A 13,160-nucleotide genomic window follows, 5' to 3' on the forward strand; every position below is an offset into this window, starting at 1 on the left:
TATGGACACAGTCCCACAAATAATGAAAAATCCACTGACACTTTGTAGTTCGGGCCGGGCGGTGCGGCATGCCTTTCGTGGGACGGCAGCGCGAGCTGCGCCAGTTGACGGCGGCTCTCAGCCGCCCGCCCGTCGTCATCCTGATCGAGGGCGAGGCGGGCGTCGGCAAGACCCGCCTCCTGCACGAGCTGGCCGGACACCCCATGCTGATCGGTCGCTGCCACCCGATGCGATTCCCGTACGGCCCGATCGTCGAGGCGCTGCGGGACACCTGCCCACCCGCCGACCTCAACCCGGTCACCGGCGCGTTACGCCCTTTCTTACCCGAGTTCGCCCAGCTGCTGCCGCCCGCCCCGCCTCCGCTCCCGGATCCGCAGGTCGAGCGGCATCGTCTGTTCAGGGCCGTGCTGTCGCTGCTCGGCTCGCTGCAGCCGATCACGCTGGTGGTCGAGGACGCGCACTGGGTGGACCCCGGCACCAGGCAACTGCTCGCCTTCCTGGCCCGCTGCCTGCCCGAGGCGGTCAACCTGGTGGTCACCTACCGGGCCGAGGACCTCGCCCATCCGGTGGCCGAGCTGCTCGCCCACCTGCCGCCGCACATCGACCACGCCGAGCTCGCGCTGGCACCGCTCGACGCCGGGGAGACCGCGCTGCTGGCCGGGCACCTGCTCCCCGAGCCGCGTGACCTGTGGCCGCTCACCCGGGGCGTGCCGTTCGCGGTCGAGGAACTGGCCCGGATGCTCGCCGAGGGCCGGGAGCCGGGCACGCCGCCCGCGCTGCGCGACGCCGTACTCCTCAAGCTCGGCTCGCTGCCGCTCGCGGCCCGCCGGCTCGTGCAGGCTGCGGCCGTGCTGCCGGAGCCGACCGGTCAACGGACACTGACCGCCGTCGCGGGGGTGCCGCCCGAACAGGGCGAACGCGGCCTGGCCGAAGCCGTACGGCGCGGCCTGCTGTGGGAGTCGCCCCCCGGCAGGTACGGCCTGCGCCAGCCGCTGACCCGGCAGGCCCTGTGCGACTCGATCACCCCTGCGGCGCGGCGCCGGCTGAACCGCCGGATCGACGGCCCGCCCCAGCCGCAGGGCACCCTGTCGCCCCGGGAGGAGCAGGTCGTCAGGCTGGCCGCCGACGGGCTGACGAACCGGGAGATCGCCGAGGACCTGTTCCTGTCACCCCGGACGGTCGAGGTGCACGTGGCCAACGCGCTGCGCAAACTCGGCCTGAGCTCACGCAGGCAACTACGCACTACGTAGTCGCAATACGTGTGCTTTACGTATGGCCGGGAGCCTGATTTGGGCTCATGTTTTCAATGGTCCCCATCCGCCACCCCAGGAAGGGCTCACGCTGCCATGCGACGACGCACCCCCCTGCTCGCGTTACTCGTCAGCGCGCTGGCGTTACTCATGACGCCGACCCCGATCCACGCCTCCGTCTCGGCCTCATCCTCGGCCGAGGAGGGCTCGTACATCGTCCAGCTCAACCCGGGCAAGCTGCGGGCGGCGCCACGAGCGACCGCCGAGGACCAGGTGAACCAGCTGGACGGCACACTCGTCGGCGTCTACGAGCACGCCTTCAAGGGCTACACCGCCCGCCTCACCCCGGCCGCCGCCGAGGCGCTCCGGAAGAACCCGAACGTGCTCACCGTCGAGCCTGACGCCGAGGTCGTGGCGTTCCCGCAGACCACGCCGACGGGCGTGCGGCGGATCTTCGGCCCGAGCAACCCCAACCTGGACATCGACGGCGTGGACGACGTCCGCATCGACGTGGACGTGGCCGTCGTCGACACCGGGGTGGACTTCGACCACCCCGACCTGAACGTGGTCGCCAGGGCCAACTGCACGACCGGCTCGTGCGTGAACAACTCCGGTGACGACGACAACGGTCACGGCTCGCACGTCGCGGGCACCGTCGGCGCCATCGACAACACGATCGGCCCGGTGGGCGTCGCGCCCGGCGCGCGCATCCACGGCGTCAAGGTGCTCAACTCGGCCGGTTCCGGCACCCTCGCGGCCATCGCCGCCGGAATCGACTGGGTGGTCGCCCGCGCCTCGACCATCGAGGTCATCAACCTCAGCCTCGGCTGCAGCGGCTGCTCCAGCAGCGCGATCAGCACGGCCATCACGAACGCCGTCAACGCCGGCGTGGTCGTCGTCGTCGCGGCGGGCAACAGCAGCGCGAACGCGTCGTCGTTCTTCCCGGCCAACCACGCCGACGTGATCACCGTCTCGGCGATGACCGACAACGACGGCCTGCCCGGCGGCCAGGGCGGCAGCACGCTGTCGTGCCGCACCGAGACCGACCAGGACGACACGCTGGCGTCCTACTCCAACTACGGCACCACCGTGGAGATCACCGCTCCCGGCACCTGCATCTACTCCACCTGGATGAACGGCGGCTACAACACCATCAGCGGCACCTCGATGGCCAGCCCGCACGTCGCGGGCGCCGCGGGCATCCTCACCTCGGGCGCCAACAAGCCGACGACCAGGGCCGGCTCGCTGGCCGTACGGACCGAGCTGATCGCCACCGGCAACTCCAACTGGACCGACGACTCCACCGACGGCGTCAAGGAACCGCTGCTCGACGTGCACGACGCGACCCGCTTCCCGCCGACAACCGGCGGCAACCGGCCGCCGACGGCGTCGTTCACCTCGTCGTGCACCCAGCTGGCCTGCTCCTTCAACGGCTCCGGCTCCAGCGACCCTGATGGCACGATCGCCTCGTACGCGTGGAACTTCGGCGACGGCTCCACCGGCACCGGCGCCACGGCGACCCACACGTACGGCACCGCGGGCACCTACACGGTCACCCTCACCGTGACCGACAACGCGGGCGCCACCGCCTCCACCACCAGGCAGGTCACGGCGGGCACCCCGGCCAACCAGCCACCGGTGGCCAACTTCACGCAGACCTGCCAGGCGATCCTGTTCTGGCGCTACTGCAACTTCAACGGCTCGTCCTCGTCGGACGCCGACGGCACGATCGCGTCGTACGCCTGGAACTTCGGCGACGGCTCGACCGGCACCGGCGCGACCAACCAGCACTTCTACAGCTCGGCCGGCGCGAAGACCGTCACCCTCACCGTGACGGACAATCTGGGCGCCACCGGCACGATCACCAAGACCGTGGCGGTTCCCTGACCTTCGCGGATCGGGCGGCCCGTGCCGGTGGCGCGGGCCGCCCGTCAGGAGTGTTCGGGGATCGCGACGGGCACGATCTCGGGGGCGCCGAGCCTGATCGCGTCGGCGTCCTGGTCGGAGTCCTGCTCCTGGGAGAGCCGCTCGGCCTCCACCCGCTTGGTGAAGTACTCGACCTCCCGCTTGACCTGCTCGGTGTCCCAGTCGAGCGGCTCAGCCATCAGCTCGGCGGCCTCCTGCGCCACGGCCAGGCCGCGGTGGAAGGTCTCGATCGAGATGTGCGTCCGGCGGGTCAGCACGTCGTTCAGGTGCCGGGCCCCCTCGTGGGTGGCGGCGTAGACGACCTCGGCGCGCAGGTAGTCGTCGGCCCCACTGAGCGGCCTGGCCAGCGACGGATCACGGTCGATCAGCTCCAGCACCTCGTCGATCATCGAGCCGTACCTCTGCAGCAGGTGCTCGATCCGGGCGACGTGCAGCCCGGAGGTGTGCGCGAGGCGGTATCTGGAGTTCCACAACGCCTGGTAACCCTCGGCGCCGACCAGCGGGATCCGGTCGGTGCACGAGCGCGGCACCCGCTGGTCGAGCCCGTGGGCCACGGCGTCGACCGCGTCCTTGGCCATGACCCGGTAGGTCGTGTACTTTCCGCCCGCGATCATGACCAGCCCCGGCACCGGATGCGCCACCACGTGTTCGCGCGACAGCTTCGACGTCTCGTCGGACTCCCCCGACAACAACGGCCGCAGCCCGGCGTAGACGCCTTCGACGTCGTCGCGCGTCAGCGGCACCGACAGCACGGCGTTGACGTGGTCGAGCAGGTAGTCGATGTCGGCCCGGGAGGCGGCGGGATGCGCCTTGTCGAGCGTCCATTCGGTGTCGGTGGTGCCGATGATCCAGTGCCGCCCCCACGGGATCACGAAAAGAACCGATTTTTCGGTACGAAGGATGATCCCGGTGAGGGAGTGAATCCGATCCCGGGGCACCAGCAGATGGATCCCCTTGGACGCCCGGACATGGATCTGGCCACGACCGCCCACGAGCTCCTGGATGTCGTCGGTCCACACCCCGGTGGCGTTGACCACCTGCTGCGCCCGGACCTCCAGCTCGCCGCCGCTCTCCAGGTCGCGCACGCGTACCCCGGTGACCCGCTCCCCCTCGCGCAGGAACCCCACGACCTGGGCCCGAGGCGCGATCGCCGCCCCGTAGGTGGCGGCGGTGCGCAGCATGGTCATCACATATCGGGCGTCGTCCACCTGGGCGTCCCAGTATTGGACGGCCCCGGTGAACGCCGACTTCTTCAGCGCCGGAGCCAGCCGCAGCGCCCGGCTCCGCGACAGGTGCCGATGCCCCGGCACCCCACGCGCCACGCCGGTCGCGATCCCGAGCGTGTCGTAGAGCGCCACGCCGGCCCCCACGTAGGGGCGTTCCCACCCGAAGTGCGTCATCGGAAACAGGAAAGGCACCGGCCGCACCAGATGCGGCGCGATCCGCTGCAGGAGCAGGGCCCGTTCCTGGAGCGCCTCCCGTACGAGCTCGAAGTTGAGCTGTTCGAGATAGCGCAGACCGCCGTGGATCAGCTTCGACGACCGCGACGACGTGCCGGACGCGAAGTCACGCGCCTCGACCAGGCCCACGTCCAGCCCGCGCGTCGCGGCGTCGAGCGCGATGCCCGCGCCCACCACCCCGCCACCGACCACGACCACGTCCAGCTCCTGGGCGCCCATCCTGGTCAGTGCCGCCGCCCGCTCGACGGGCCCGAGCCGCGTCACGCCCCTTCCCGCCGTCATAAACGCCCCCTGATATACGGCTATGTCGCCTTGCGCTCCATACCTACCCGCTCGGACAGCGCGATGTAACGCTTGCCCCGAGTCGACCCGAGACCATCGTGCCCCATCAGGCTCTGATCACCTTCACCCCGGCGTCGGTCAGGCGGCCGGCGAGCTCGTCGGAGAGCCGGGCGTCGGTGACCAGAGTGTCGATCTCCCCGATCGGGCAGATCCGGGAGAACGCCCGTCTGCCGATCTTGGAGGCGTCGGCCACCACCACCACCTGCGCGGCCCGGCGGATCAGCAGATGGTTGACGTCGGCCTCGCCCTCGTGGTGCGCGGAGGCCCCGAGCTCGACGTCGAGGCCGTCGACCCCGAGGAACGCCACGTCCAGCGTCACCTGCTCCAGCACCCCCGAGGCCAGCGGCCCGATCAGCTCGTAGGACTGCGGGCGGGCCACCCCACCCGTGACGACGATCTTGACGTGCTGCCGGACCGTGAGCTCCGCGGCGATGTTGAGGGCGTTGGTGACGACCGTGAAACCCGACTCCAGCGTCGAGCACGTGGCCAGGGCACGGGCCAGCTCCGAGGTGGTGGTGCCGCCGTTGAGCCCGACGACCACGCCGGGGGTGAGCAGCTCCACCGCGGCGGCGGCGATGCGGTGCTTCTCGTCGGCGTGCCGGGCGGTCTTGTAGCGGAGCGGCAGGTCGTAGCTGACGCTCTGGGCGACCGCGCCGCCCCGGGTCCGCATGAGCATCTGCTGCTGGGCGAGCTGGTCGAAGTCACGGCGGATCGTCGCGGTGGAGACGTCGAGCGCCTGGGCGGCCTCCTCGACGGACAGGCGACCCTCTTGAGCGAGCAGCTCCAGAATCGCATTCCACCGGTCATATCGGGACACGAATGCCTCCTTGGCCATCCAACACGTGCAAGCGTCGCACACGCCCGAGACCAGGGCCACCACTGCACAATCTTGCAGTTTGTTGATATAAACAGAGCAGAAACAATCATGCACTGGAGGTAATGGTGGCCACCCACACCGAGGCCGAGATCGCCTCTCAGCCGGACTGCTGGCGCCGCGCCGTCGCTGAGGTGCCTGTCGACGCGCTGCCGCGCCCGGGCGAGCGGGTCGCCGTCGTCGGCTGCGGCACCTCGTGGTTCATCGCGATGGCCTACGCCGCCCTGCGCGAGCGGGCGGGGCTGGGCGAGACGGACGCGTTCGCCGCCTCGGAGGCGCCGATGGGCCGCCGCTACGACCGCGTGCTGGCGCTCAGCCGTTCGGGCACCACGACCGAGGTGCTGAAGCTGCTCGCCGGCACCGAGTCCGCCACCACGGCCATCACCGCCGACCCCGACACCCCGATCATGAACGTCGCGGACCAGCTGATCGTCCTCGACTACGCCGACGAGCGGTCGGTGGTGCAGACCAGGTTCGCCACCACCCAGCTGGCCATGCTGCGCGCCAGCCTCGGCGAGGACCTGACCCAGGCGATCACCGACGCCGAGCGGGCCGTCTCGGCGCCGCTCGCCGACGGGCTGGTCGAGGCCGAGCAGTTCAGCTTCCTCGGCTCCGGCTGGTCCGTGGGCCTCGCCCAGGAGGCCGCGCTGAAGATGCGCGAGGCGTCGCGGTCGTGGACCGAGGCCTACCCGGCGATGGAATACCGCCACGGCCCGATCAGCATCGCCGGCCCCGGCCGCGTCACCTGGATGCTCGGCGAGGCCCCTGAGGGTCTGCGCGAGCAGGTCGAGGTGACCGGTGGCACCTTCCTGCAGAGCGGGCTCGACCCGATGGCCGAGCTGATCACGGCCCAGCGGGTCGCGGTCGCCAGGGCGTTCGCCCGCGGCCTCAACCCCGACGAGCCGCTGCACCTCACCCGATCTGTGATTCTTTCCCCATGAGCCTCACACTCGCCGACGCCCGGATCGTGACTCCCGAAGGAGCTCACGACGGGTGGCTGACCATCGAAGACGGCCGCATCACGCACGTCGGCCGCGGCTCCGCCCCCCGCGCGGGCCACAGCCTGGGCGGCCGGCACGTGGTGCCCGGCTTCGTCGACCTGCACAACCACGGCGGAGCGGGCGGATCCTTCCCGACCGGCGATCACGACGGGGCTCGTGCCGCGGTGGCGCTGCACGAGCGCCACGGCACCACGACGATGGTGGCGAGCCTGGTCACCGGCGCGATCGACGAGCTGACCACGGCGGCGGCCTCGCTCGCCGAGCTGTGCGACGAGGGGCTGTTCGCGGGCCTGCACTTCGAGGGCCCCTACATCGCCGCGGCCCGCTGTGGCGCCCACAACCCGGCGCTGCTGCGTGAGCCGTCGCCGGGAGAGTTCGCCCGGCTGGTCAAGGCGGGGCGCGGGCACGTCCGCATGCTCACGCTGGCCCCCGAGCTGCCGGGCGCCCTCGACACGATCCGCGCGGCCGCGGCGGAGGGGGTGATCGCCGCGCTCGGCCACACCAGCGCCACCTACGAGCAGACCCTGGCGGGCATCGAGGCCGGCGCCACGGTCGCCACCCACCTCTACAACGCGATGGTGCCGCTCGGCCACCGCGATCCCGGGCCGATCGCCGCCCTGCTGCAGGACGAACGGGTCACGGTCGAGCTGATCAACGACGGCGTGCACGTTCACCCGGCGATGCTGCGCCTGGCCTACGACGTGGCGGGGCCCGCCCGCACCGCGCTGGTCACCGACGCGATGGCAGCCACCGGCATGGGCGACGGCGACTACGTCCTGGGCTCCATGCGGGTCAACGTGGCCGGCGGCGTCGCCCGGCTGGCCGAGGGCGGCTCGATCGCGGGCAGCACGCTCACCATGGACGTCGCCTTCCGGCGGGCCGTCCAGGAGGTCGGGTTGTCGCTGCCCGAGGCCGTGGAGATCGCCTCGCGCACGCCCGCCCGCGTGCTGGGCATCGCTGACCGCGTCGGCTCGATCGCCGTGGGCAAGTCCGCCGACCTGGTGGTGCTCACCGACGAGCTGGAGGTGGCCGGGGTGATGAGGCGGGGCGCCTGGGTTCGCCCAGCGGAGCCCGCATGATCCTCACCGTGACGCTCAACGCCGCCCTCGACGTCACCTACCAGGTGCCCGACGTCGACTGGGACGGCGTCAACCGGGTCTCGGCCGTGCACCGGCGGGCCGGCGGCAAGGGCGTCAACGTGGCCCGCGTGCTCCAGGCCCTCGGCCAGGAGGTGCTGGTCACCGGCCTCGCGGGCGGGCCCACCGGCCAGGCCATCGAGGCCGATCTGCGCGCGGCCGGCCTGCCCAGCGCGCTGGTCGAAGTCGCCGCCGACGCCCGCACGACGCTCGTCGTCTCCGAGACCTCCAACGACGACGGCACCCGCCGCGCGGCCCTGTTCAACGAGCCCGGCCCCGAGGTCACAGAGCAAGAGCTCCGAAATTTCACGAAAAAGTACGAAGCCTTGCTGGCCCAGGCCCAAGTGGTCGTGCTCTCCGGCAGCCTCCCCAGGGGCCTGCCCAGCGACACCTACGCCACCCTGGCCGCCATCGCCGCCGAGCACCGCGTGCCCGCGATCGTCGACGCCGACGGCGAGCCGCTGCGCCATGCCCCCCGGGGCCGCCCCGCGATCGTCAAGCCCAACGCCGACGAGCTGGCCCGCGCGGTGCCGGGCGGCACCCCCGCCGAAGGCGCCGAGCGGTTGAGGGCCCAGGGCGCCGGCTCCGTGGTCGTCTCCCTGGGCGCCGAGGGGCTGCTCGCCGTCACGCCCGAGGGCACGTTCCGGGCCCGCATGCCGTACCGGGTGGACGGCAACCCCACGGGCGCCGGCGACTCGCTGGTGGCGGGGCTGGCACTGGGCCTGGTGGAGAGCGCCGCATGGCCCGACCGGCTACGGCGGGCGGCGGCGCTGGGCGCGGCCGCCGTCGCCGCGCCGGTGGCCGGCGACTTCGACCGAGACGTCTACGCCGACACGCACGCCCAGATCGTCATCACCTGAGGAGCCCCGTCATGCCCCTTGCCGCCATCGGCGACATCGTCCACGCGTCCCCCGCGGGGGTGGGCGCGTTCAACGTGATCCAACTGGAGCACGCCACCGCGATCGTGGCCGGTGCCGAGGCGCTGGGGCTGCCGGTCGTGCTGCAGATCAGCGAGAACTGCGTGCGCTACCACGGCGCGCTGGAGCCGATCGCGCTGGCCTCGCTCGCCGTCGCCCGGCGGGCCGCCGTGCCCGTCGCGGTCCACCTCGACCACGCCACCGACCGCGCGCTGGTCGAGGAGGCCGTGCTGCTGGGCCTCGGGTCGGTGATGTTCGACGCGTCGGCGCTGCCCGACGAGGAGAATGTCGTCACCACCGCCGCCGTGGCCGCCTGGTGCCACGAGCGCGGCGTGTGGGTGGAGGCCGAGCTGGGCGAGGTCGGCGGCAAGGACGGCGTGCACGCTCCGGGCGCGCGCACCAAGCCGCACGAGGCCGTCGACTACGTGACGCGCACCGGCGTCGACGCGCTGGCCGTCGCCGTGGGCAGCTCGCACGCGATGACCACCAAGGACGCCGTGCTCGACCTGGAGCTGATCGCCGAGCTGCGCGCCGCCGTGCCGGTGCCGCTGGTCCTGCACGGCTCCTCGGGGGTGCCCGACGACACCCTCCGCCACGCCGTACGGCACGGCATGAAAAAGATCAACATCGCCACCCACCTGAACAAGGCGTTCACCGGCGCCATCCGCGACTACCTGAGCGGCGACGAGAGAGTGGTCGACTCGCGCAAGTATCTGCGGGCGGGCCGCGACGCGGTGACCCGCGAGGTCACCCACCTCCTCAGCGTGCTCACGGCGTGAACTCCTGACGTGAACACTCCTCACGCCAGAACTCCTCAACGTGAGCTCCGCACGCCTGAGCTCCTAACACGTGAGTTCCTTGCGCGCGGGTTCCTTGCGCATGAGTTCCTGGCCCAGAGTTCCTATCGCGTGAGTTCCTTGCGCAGAGTTCCTATCGCGTGAGTTCCTTGCGCAGAGTTCCTATCGCGTGAGTTCCTTGCGCATGAGCACGGCCGACCGGCCCTCGATCCCCTGGCGGCCGGTCACCACGTATCCCAGCGACTCGTACAGCGCGATGTTGGAGGCCATCTTCGCGTTGGTGTAGAGGCGCAGCGCGGGCAGCCCGAGCCGCCGCGCCTCCTCCTCCGCGAAGGCCAACAGCCTCCTGCCGACGCCCCTGCCCTGCCGCTCGGGTGACACGGCGACGTTCTCGACCAGCAGCACGCCGTCCTCGGGCACCAGCACGACGAGCCCGTCGAGCGGGTCGGTCACGTGCACGCGACCGGCCGCGATGAGCACGCCGTAGTCGGCCTCCATCGGCAGCGGACGCATGCCGACGACCTCGACCCACGGCTCGTAGGCGTCGTGCACCAGTTTCTCGACGGCCGCCAGGTCGGCGGCCACTGCCTGCCTCATGCGGACAATCTTCGCACCCGCATCACCTGCCGGGTTCGGAGCCGCCCAGATGGCCGGCAGGACGTCGTCACGGCGGCCGGCCACGTGCGGGTCAGCGGCCGTCTCCCTGGAGGCCCTCAACCGCGTGCGGCGGGTGGGGCCTCCTTGGCCGTGCCGTAAGGGATGGCGATGATTTTGACTGTGCCCTAAGGGACGGTGATCACTGTGGCTATGCCGCACAGGCTGGTGATCACTGGGTCGGGGCGACGACCACCTCGACGCGCTGGAACTCCTTGATGTCGGAGTAGCCGGTGGAGGCCATGGTGCGCTTGAGCGCGCCCATCAGGTTCATCGAGCCGTTGGCGACGCTCGACGGGCCGTGCAGGATCTGCTCCAGCGAGCCGACCGTGCCGAACTCGACGCGGCGGCCGCGCGGCAGGTCGGGGTGGTGCGCCTCGGAGCCCCAGTGGAAGCCGTGTCCCGGCGCCTCGGAGGCGCGGGCCAGCGGCGAGCCGACCATGACGGCGTCGGCCCCGCAGGCGATGGCCTTGGCGATGTCGCCGGAGGTGCCCATGCCGCCGTCGGCGATCACGTGCACGTAGCGGCCGCCGGACTCGTCCATGTAGTCGCGGCGGGCCGCGGCCACGTCGGAGATCGCGGTGGCCATCGGCACCGCCACGCCCAGGACGTTGCGCGTGGTGTGGGAGGCCCCGCCGCCGAAGCCGACCAGCACGCCGGCGGCACCGGTGCGCATCAGGTGCAGCGCGGCCGTGTGGGTGGCGCAGCCGCCCACGATGACCGGCACGTCGAGCTCGTAGATGAACTGCTTGAGGTTGAGCGGCTCGGCCCGGCCCGACACGTGCTCGGCCGAGACCGTGGTGCCCCGGATGACGAAGATGTCGACGCCCGCGTCGATGACCGTCTTGTGGTACTGGACCGTGCGCTGCGGCGACAGGCGGACCGCGGTGGTCACGCCGGAGGCGCGGATCTCCTCGATGCGGCGGCCGATCAGATCTTCCTTGATCGGCGCCGTGTAGATCTCCTGCAGCCTCCTGGTCGCGGCCTCGGCGTCGAGCGAGGCGCACTCCTCCAGCAGCGGCGAGGGGTCCTCGTAACGGGTCCACAGCCCTTCGAGGTCGAGAGGGGCCAGCCCGCCGAGGCGGCCGATCTCGATCGCGGTGGCGGGTGACACCACGCTGTCCATGGGAGCGACCACCACGGGCAGCTCGAACCGGTAGGCGTCGATCTGCCAGGCGATCGAGACCTCTTCGGGGTCGCGGGTGCGCCGAGAGGGCACAAGGCCGATCTCGTCGAGCGAGTAGGCACGCCGGCCCGTCTTGCCCCGGCCGATCTCCACCTGCTGAGTCATGAATTACCTTCTGTGATAGTTCGGAGCTTCCACGGTCATCTGGATGTCGTGGGGGTGGCTCTCCGTGAGGCCCGCCGACGTGATCGGCATCAGCTCGCAGTCGGAGTGCATCTGCGGGATCGTCCGGCAGCCGGAGTACCACATGCCCTGGCGCAGCCCGCCGATCAGCTGGTGGGCGACCGCCGCGACCGGGCCGCGGTAGGGGACCTGGCCCTCGATGCCCTCGGGGATGTACTTGTCCTCGCCGCCGACGTCGCCCTGCGCGTAGCGGTCCTTGCTGAACGAGGTGCCGCCACGCTCGCGGTTGCGCACCGCGCCGAGCGAGCCCATGCCCCGGTAGGACTTGAACTGCTTGCCGTTGATGAAGATCAGCTCGCCCGGCGACTCCTCGCAGCCCGCCAGCAACGAACCGAGCATGACCGTGTCGGCGCCCGCGGCGATGGCCTTGACGATGTCACCCGAATACTGCAGGCCGCCGTCGCCGATGACCGGCACTCCCGCGGGCCCGCATGCCAGCGACGCCTCGTAGATGGCGGTCACCTGCGGCGCGCCCACCCCGGCCACCACCCGGGTGGTGCAGATCGAGCCGGGGCCCACGCCCACCTTGACCGCGTCGGCGCCCGCGTCGACCAGCATCTGGGCGCCGGCCCTGGTCGCGATGTTGCCGCCGATGACGTCGACCTTGCTGTTGGCCTTGACCTTGGCGATCATGTCGGCCAGCCCTCGGGAGTGACCGTGGGCCACGTCCACGACCACCACGTCGACGCCCGCCTCGATCAGCGCCTTGGCGCGCAACTCGGCGTCGCCGCCGACGCCCACCGCGGCCCCCACCACCAGGCGGCCGTCGGAGTCCTTGGTGGACAGCGGATATTGCTCGCTCTTGGTGAAGTCTTTGACCGTGATCAGGCCACGCAGCCTGCCGTCGGGGTCGACCAGCGGCAGCTTCTCGATCTTGCTCTTCCTGAGCAGCGTGAACGCGTCGTCACGCGAGACGCCGACCGGGGCGGTGACCAGCGGCATCGACGTCATGACCTCGCGCACCCGGCGCGACTGGTCGGTCTCGAAGCGCATGTCGCGGTTGGTCACGATGCCGACGAGGATGCCGTCGGCGTCGGTCACCGGGACTCCGGAGATCCGGTAGGTGGCGCACAGCCGCTCGACGTCGGCCAGCGTGTCGTCGGGGGTGCAGGTCACCGGGTTGGTGACCATGCCGGCCTCCGACCGCTTGACCAGGTCGACCTGCTGGGCCTGCTCCTCGATCGACAGGTTGCGGTGCAGCACGCCGATGCCGCCCTGCCGGGCCATCGCCACCGCCATGCGGGCCTCGGTGACCGTGTCCATCGCGGCGGAGACCAGCGGGATGGACAGGGTGATGCCGCGCGACAGGCGAGACCGCGTGTCGGCCTCGCCGGGCTGCAGATCGGAGTAGGCGGGCACGAGCAACACGTCGTCGAAGGTCAGACCTGTATCGGTGAACTTGGACATGCTGCGGCCCCCTCCTGCCGTTGCGCG

At 71.2% G+C, this 13,160-nt stretch carries 11 protein-coding genes; 6 read left to right on the forward strand and 5 right to left on the reverse strand.

The genetic code is table 11. From position 1 onward, the window contains the following. Positions 1 to 68: 68 nt before the first annotated feature. Both IEY82_RS23310 and IEY82_RS40170 read left to right on the forward strand, forming a co-directional pair. Complete coding sequence (locus tag IEY82_RS23310) at positions 69 to 1,250, forward strand: helix-turn-helix transcriptional regulator (protein ID WP_189126329.1); 1,182 nt, start codon at positions 69 to 71, stop codon at positions 1,248 to 1,250. A gap of 96 nt (positions 1,251 to 1,346) precedes the next feature. Then, positions 1,347 to 3,137, forward strand: coding sequence for a S8 family serine peptidase (locus IEY82_RS40170; protein WP_189126330.1), 1,791 nt, complete (start codon positions 1,347 to 1,349; stop codon positions 3,135 to 3,137). A 44-nt stretch (positions 3,138 to 3,181) separates the two neighbouring features. On the opposite strand, the gene IEY82_RS23320 is transcribed toward IEY82_RS40170, so the two are convergent. Both IEY82_RS23320 and IEY82_RS23325 read right to left on the reverse strand, forming a co-directional pair. Continuing rightward, entirely contained in the window at positions 3,182 to 4,918 is a 1,737-nt protein-coding gene (locus IEY82_RS23320) for a glycerol-3-phosphate dehydrogenase/oxidase (RefSeq protein ID WP_189126331.1), read from the reverse strand. Positions 4,919 to 5,024: 106 nt separating this feature from the next. Further along, positions 5,025 to 5,795 carry a DeoR/GlpR family DNA-binding transcription regulator gene (locus IEY82_RS23325; protein ID WP_189126332.1) on the reverse strand — a complete coding sequence of 257 codons (771 nt, stop codon included), beginning with the start codon at positions 5,793 to 5,795 and terminating at the stop codon, positions 5,025 to 5,027. Between the two features lie 122 nt (positions 5,796 to 5,917). Here IEY82_RS23325 and IEY82_RS23330 point away from each other — a divergent pair, with 122 nt between their 5' ends. Genes IEY82_RS23330 through IEY82_RS23345 form a run of 4 tightly spaced genes read left to right on the forward strand, consistent with a single transcriptional unit; the run spans position 5,918 to position 9,685 of the window. Next, a complete protein-coding gene (locus tag IEY82_RS23330; protein ID WP_189126333.1) occupies positions 5,918 to 6,793 on the forward strand; it encodes an SIS domain-containing protein in 876 nt (291 codons plus the stop codon). Then, positions 6,790 to 7,932, forward strand: coding sequence for an N-acetylglucosamine-6-phosphate deacetylase (nagA, locus tag IEY82_RS23335; RefSeq protein WP_189126334.1), 1,143 nt, complete (start codon positions 6,790 to 6,792; stop codon positions 7,930 to 7,932). The genes IEY82_RS23330 and nagA overlap by 4 nt, the downstream gene beginning before the upstream one ends. Next, positions 7,929 to 8,849 carry a 1-phosphofructokinase family hexose kinase gene (locus IEY82_RS23340; protein ID WP_189126335.1) on the forward strand — a complete coding sequence of 307 codons (921 nt, stop codon included), beginning with the start codon at positions 7,929 to 7,931 and terminating at the stop codon, positions 8,847 to 8,849. Before nagA ends, IEY82_RS23340 begins: the two co-directional genes overlap by 4 nt. Before the next feature lie 11 nt (positions 8,850 to 8,860). After that, the gene (locus IEY82_RS23345) at positions 8,861 to 9,685 is read left to right on the forward strand and encodes a class II fructose-bisphosphate aldolase (protein WP_189126336.1); all 825 of its coding nucleotides are present in this window, start codon (positions 8,861 to 8,863) and stop codon (positions 9,683 to 9,685) included. Positions 9,686 to 9,865: 180 nt separating this feature from the next. Here the strand turns inward: IEY82_RS23345 and IEY82_RS23350 are convergent, their stop codons facing one another. The 3 genes from IEY82_RS23350 to guaB form a co-directional block, all read right to left on the reverse strand. After that, entirely contained in the window at positions 9,866 to 10,300 is a 435-nt protein-coding gene (locus IEY82_RS23350; RefSeq protein WP_189126337.1) for a GNAT family N-acetyltransferase, read from the reverse strand. A gap of 229 nt (positions 10,301 to 10,529) precedes the next feature. Next, positions 10,530 to 11,648 (reverse strand): GuaB3 family IMP dehydrogenase-related protein, encoded by a 1,119-nt coding sequence (locus IEY82_RS23355; protein ID WP_189126338.1) that lies wholly within the window; start codon positions 11,646 to 11,648, stop codon positions 10,530 to 10,532. Between the two features lie 3 nt (positions 11,649 to 11,651). Beyond that, positions 11,652 to 13,133 carry an IMP dehydrogenase gene (gene guaB / locus IEY82_RS23360; RefSeq protein WP_225263606.1) on the reverse strand — a complete coding sequence of 494 codons (1,482 nt, stop codon included), beginning with the start codon at positions 13,131 to 13,133 and terminating at the stop codon, positions 11,652 to 11,654. Positions 13,134 to 13,160 lie beyond the last annotated feature (27 nt).

The organism is Nonomuraea cavernae (assembly GCF_014646355.1).
Lineage (GTDB): Bacteria > Actinomycetota > Actinomycetes > Streptosporangiales > Streptosporangiaceae > Nonomuraea > Nonomuraea cavernae.

What these genes read in the sequence shown, in the direction of transcription:
- IEY82_RS23310 (WP_189126329.1), top strand. Translation starts at nt 69, where the DNA reads ATGCCTTTCGTGGGACGGCAGCGCGAGCTGCGCCAGTTGACGGCGGCT.
- IEY82_RS40170 (WP_189126330.1), top strand. Translation starts at nt 1,347, where the DNA reads ATGCGACGACGCACCCCCCTGCTCGCGTTACTCGTCAGCGCGCTGGCG.
- IEY82_RS23320 (WP_189126331.1), bottom strand. Translation starts at nt 4,918, where the DNA reads ATGACGGCGGGAAGGGGCGTGACGCGGCTCGGGCCCGTCGAGCGGGCG.
- IEY82_RS23330 (WP_189126333.1), top strand. Translation starts at nt 5,918, where the DNA reads ATGGTGGCCACCCACACCGAGGCCGAGATCGCCTCTCAGCCGGACTGC.
- nagA (WP_189126334.1), top strand. Translation starts at nt 6,790, where the DNA reads ATGAGCCTCACACTCGCCGACGCCCGGATCGTGACTCCCGAAGGAGCT.
- IEY82_RS23340 (WP_189126335.1), top strand. Translation starts at nt 7,929, where the DNA reads ATGATCCTCACCGTGACGCTCAACGCCGCCCTCGACGTCACCTACCAG.
- IEY82_RS23345 (WP_189126336.1), top strand. Translation starts at nt 8,861, where the DNA reads ATGCCCCTTGCCGCCATCGGCGACATCGTCCACGCGTCCCCCGCGGGG.
- IEY82_RS23350 (WP_189126337.1), bottom strand. Translation starts at nt 10,300, where the DNA reads ATGAGGCAGGCAGTGGCCGCCGACCTGGCGGCCGTCGAGAAACTGGTG.
- IEY82_RS23355 (WP_189126338.1), bottom strand. Translation starts at nt 11,648, where the DNA reads ATGACTCAGCAGGTGGAGATCGGCCGGGGCAAGACGGGCCGGCGTGCC.
- guaB (WP_225263606.1), bottom strand. Translation starts at nt 13,133, where the DNA reads ATGTCCAAGTTCACCGATACAGGTCTGACCTTCGACGACGTGTTGCTC.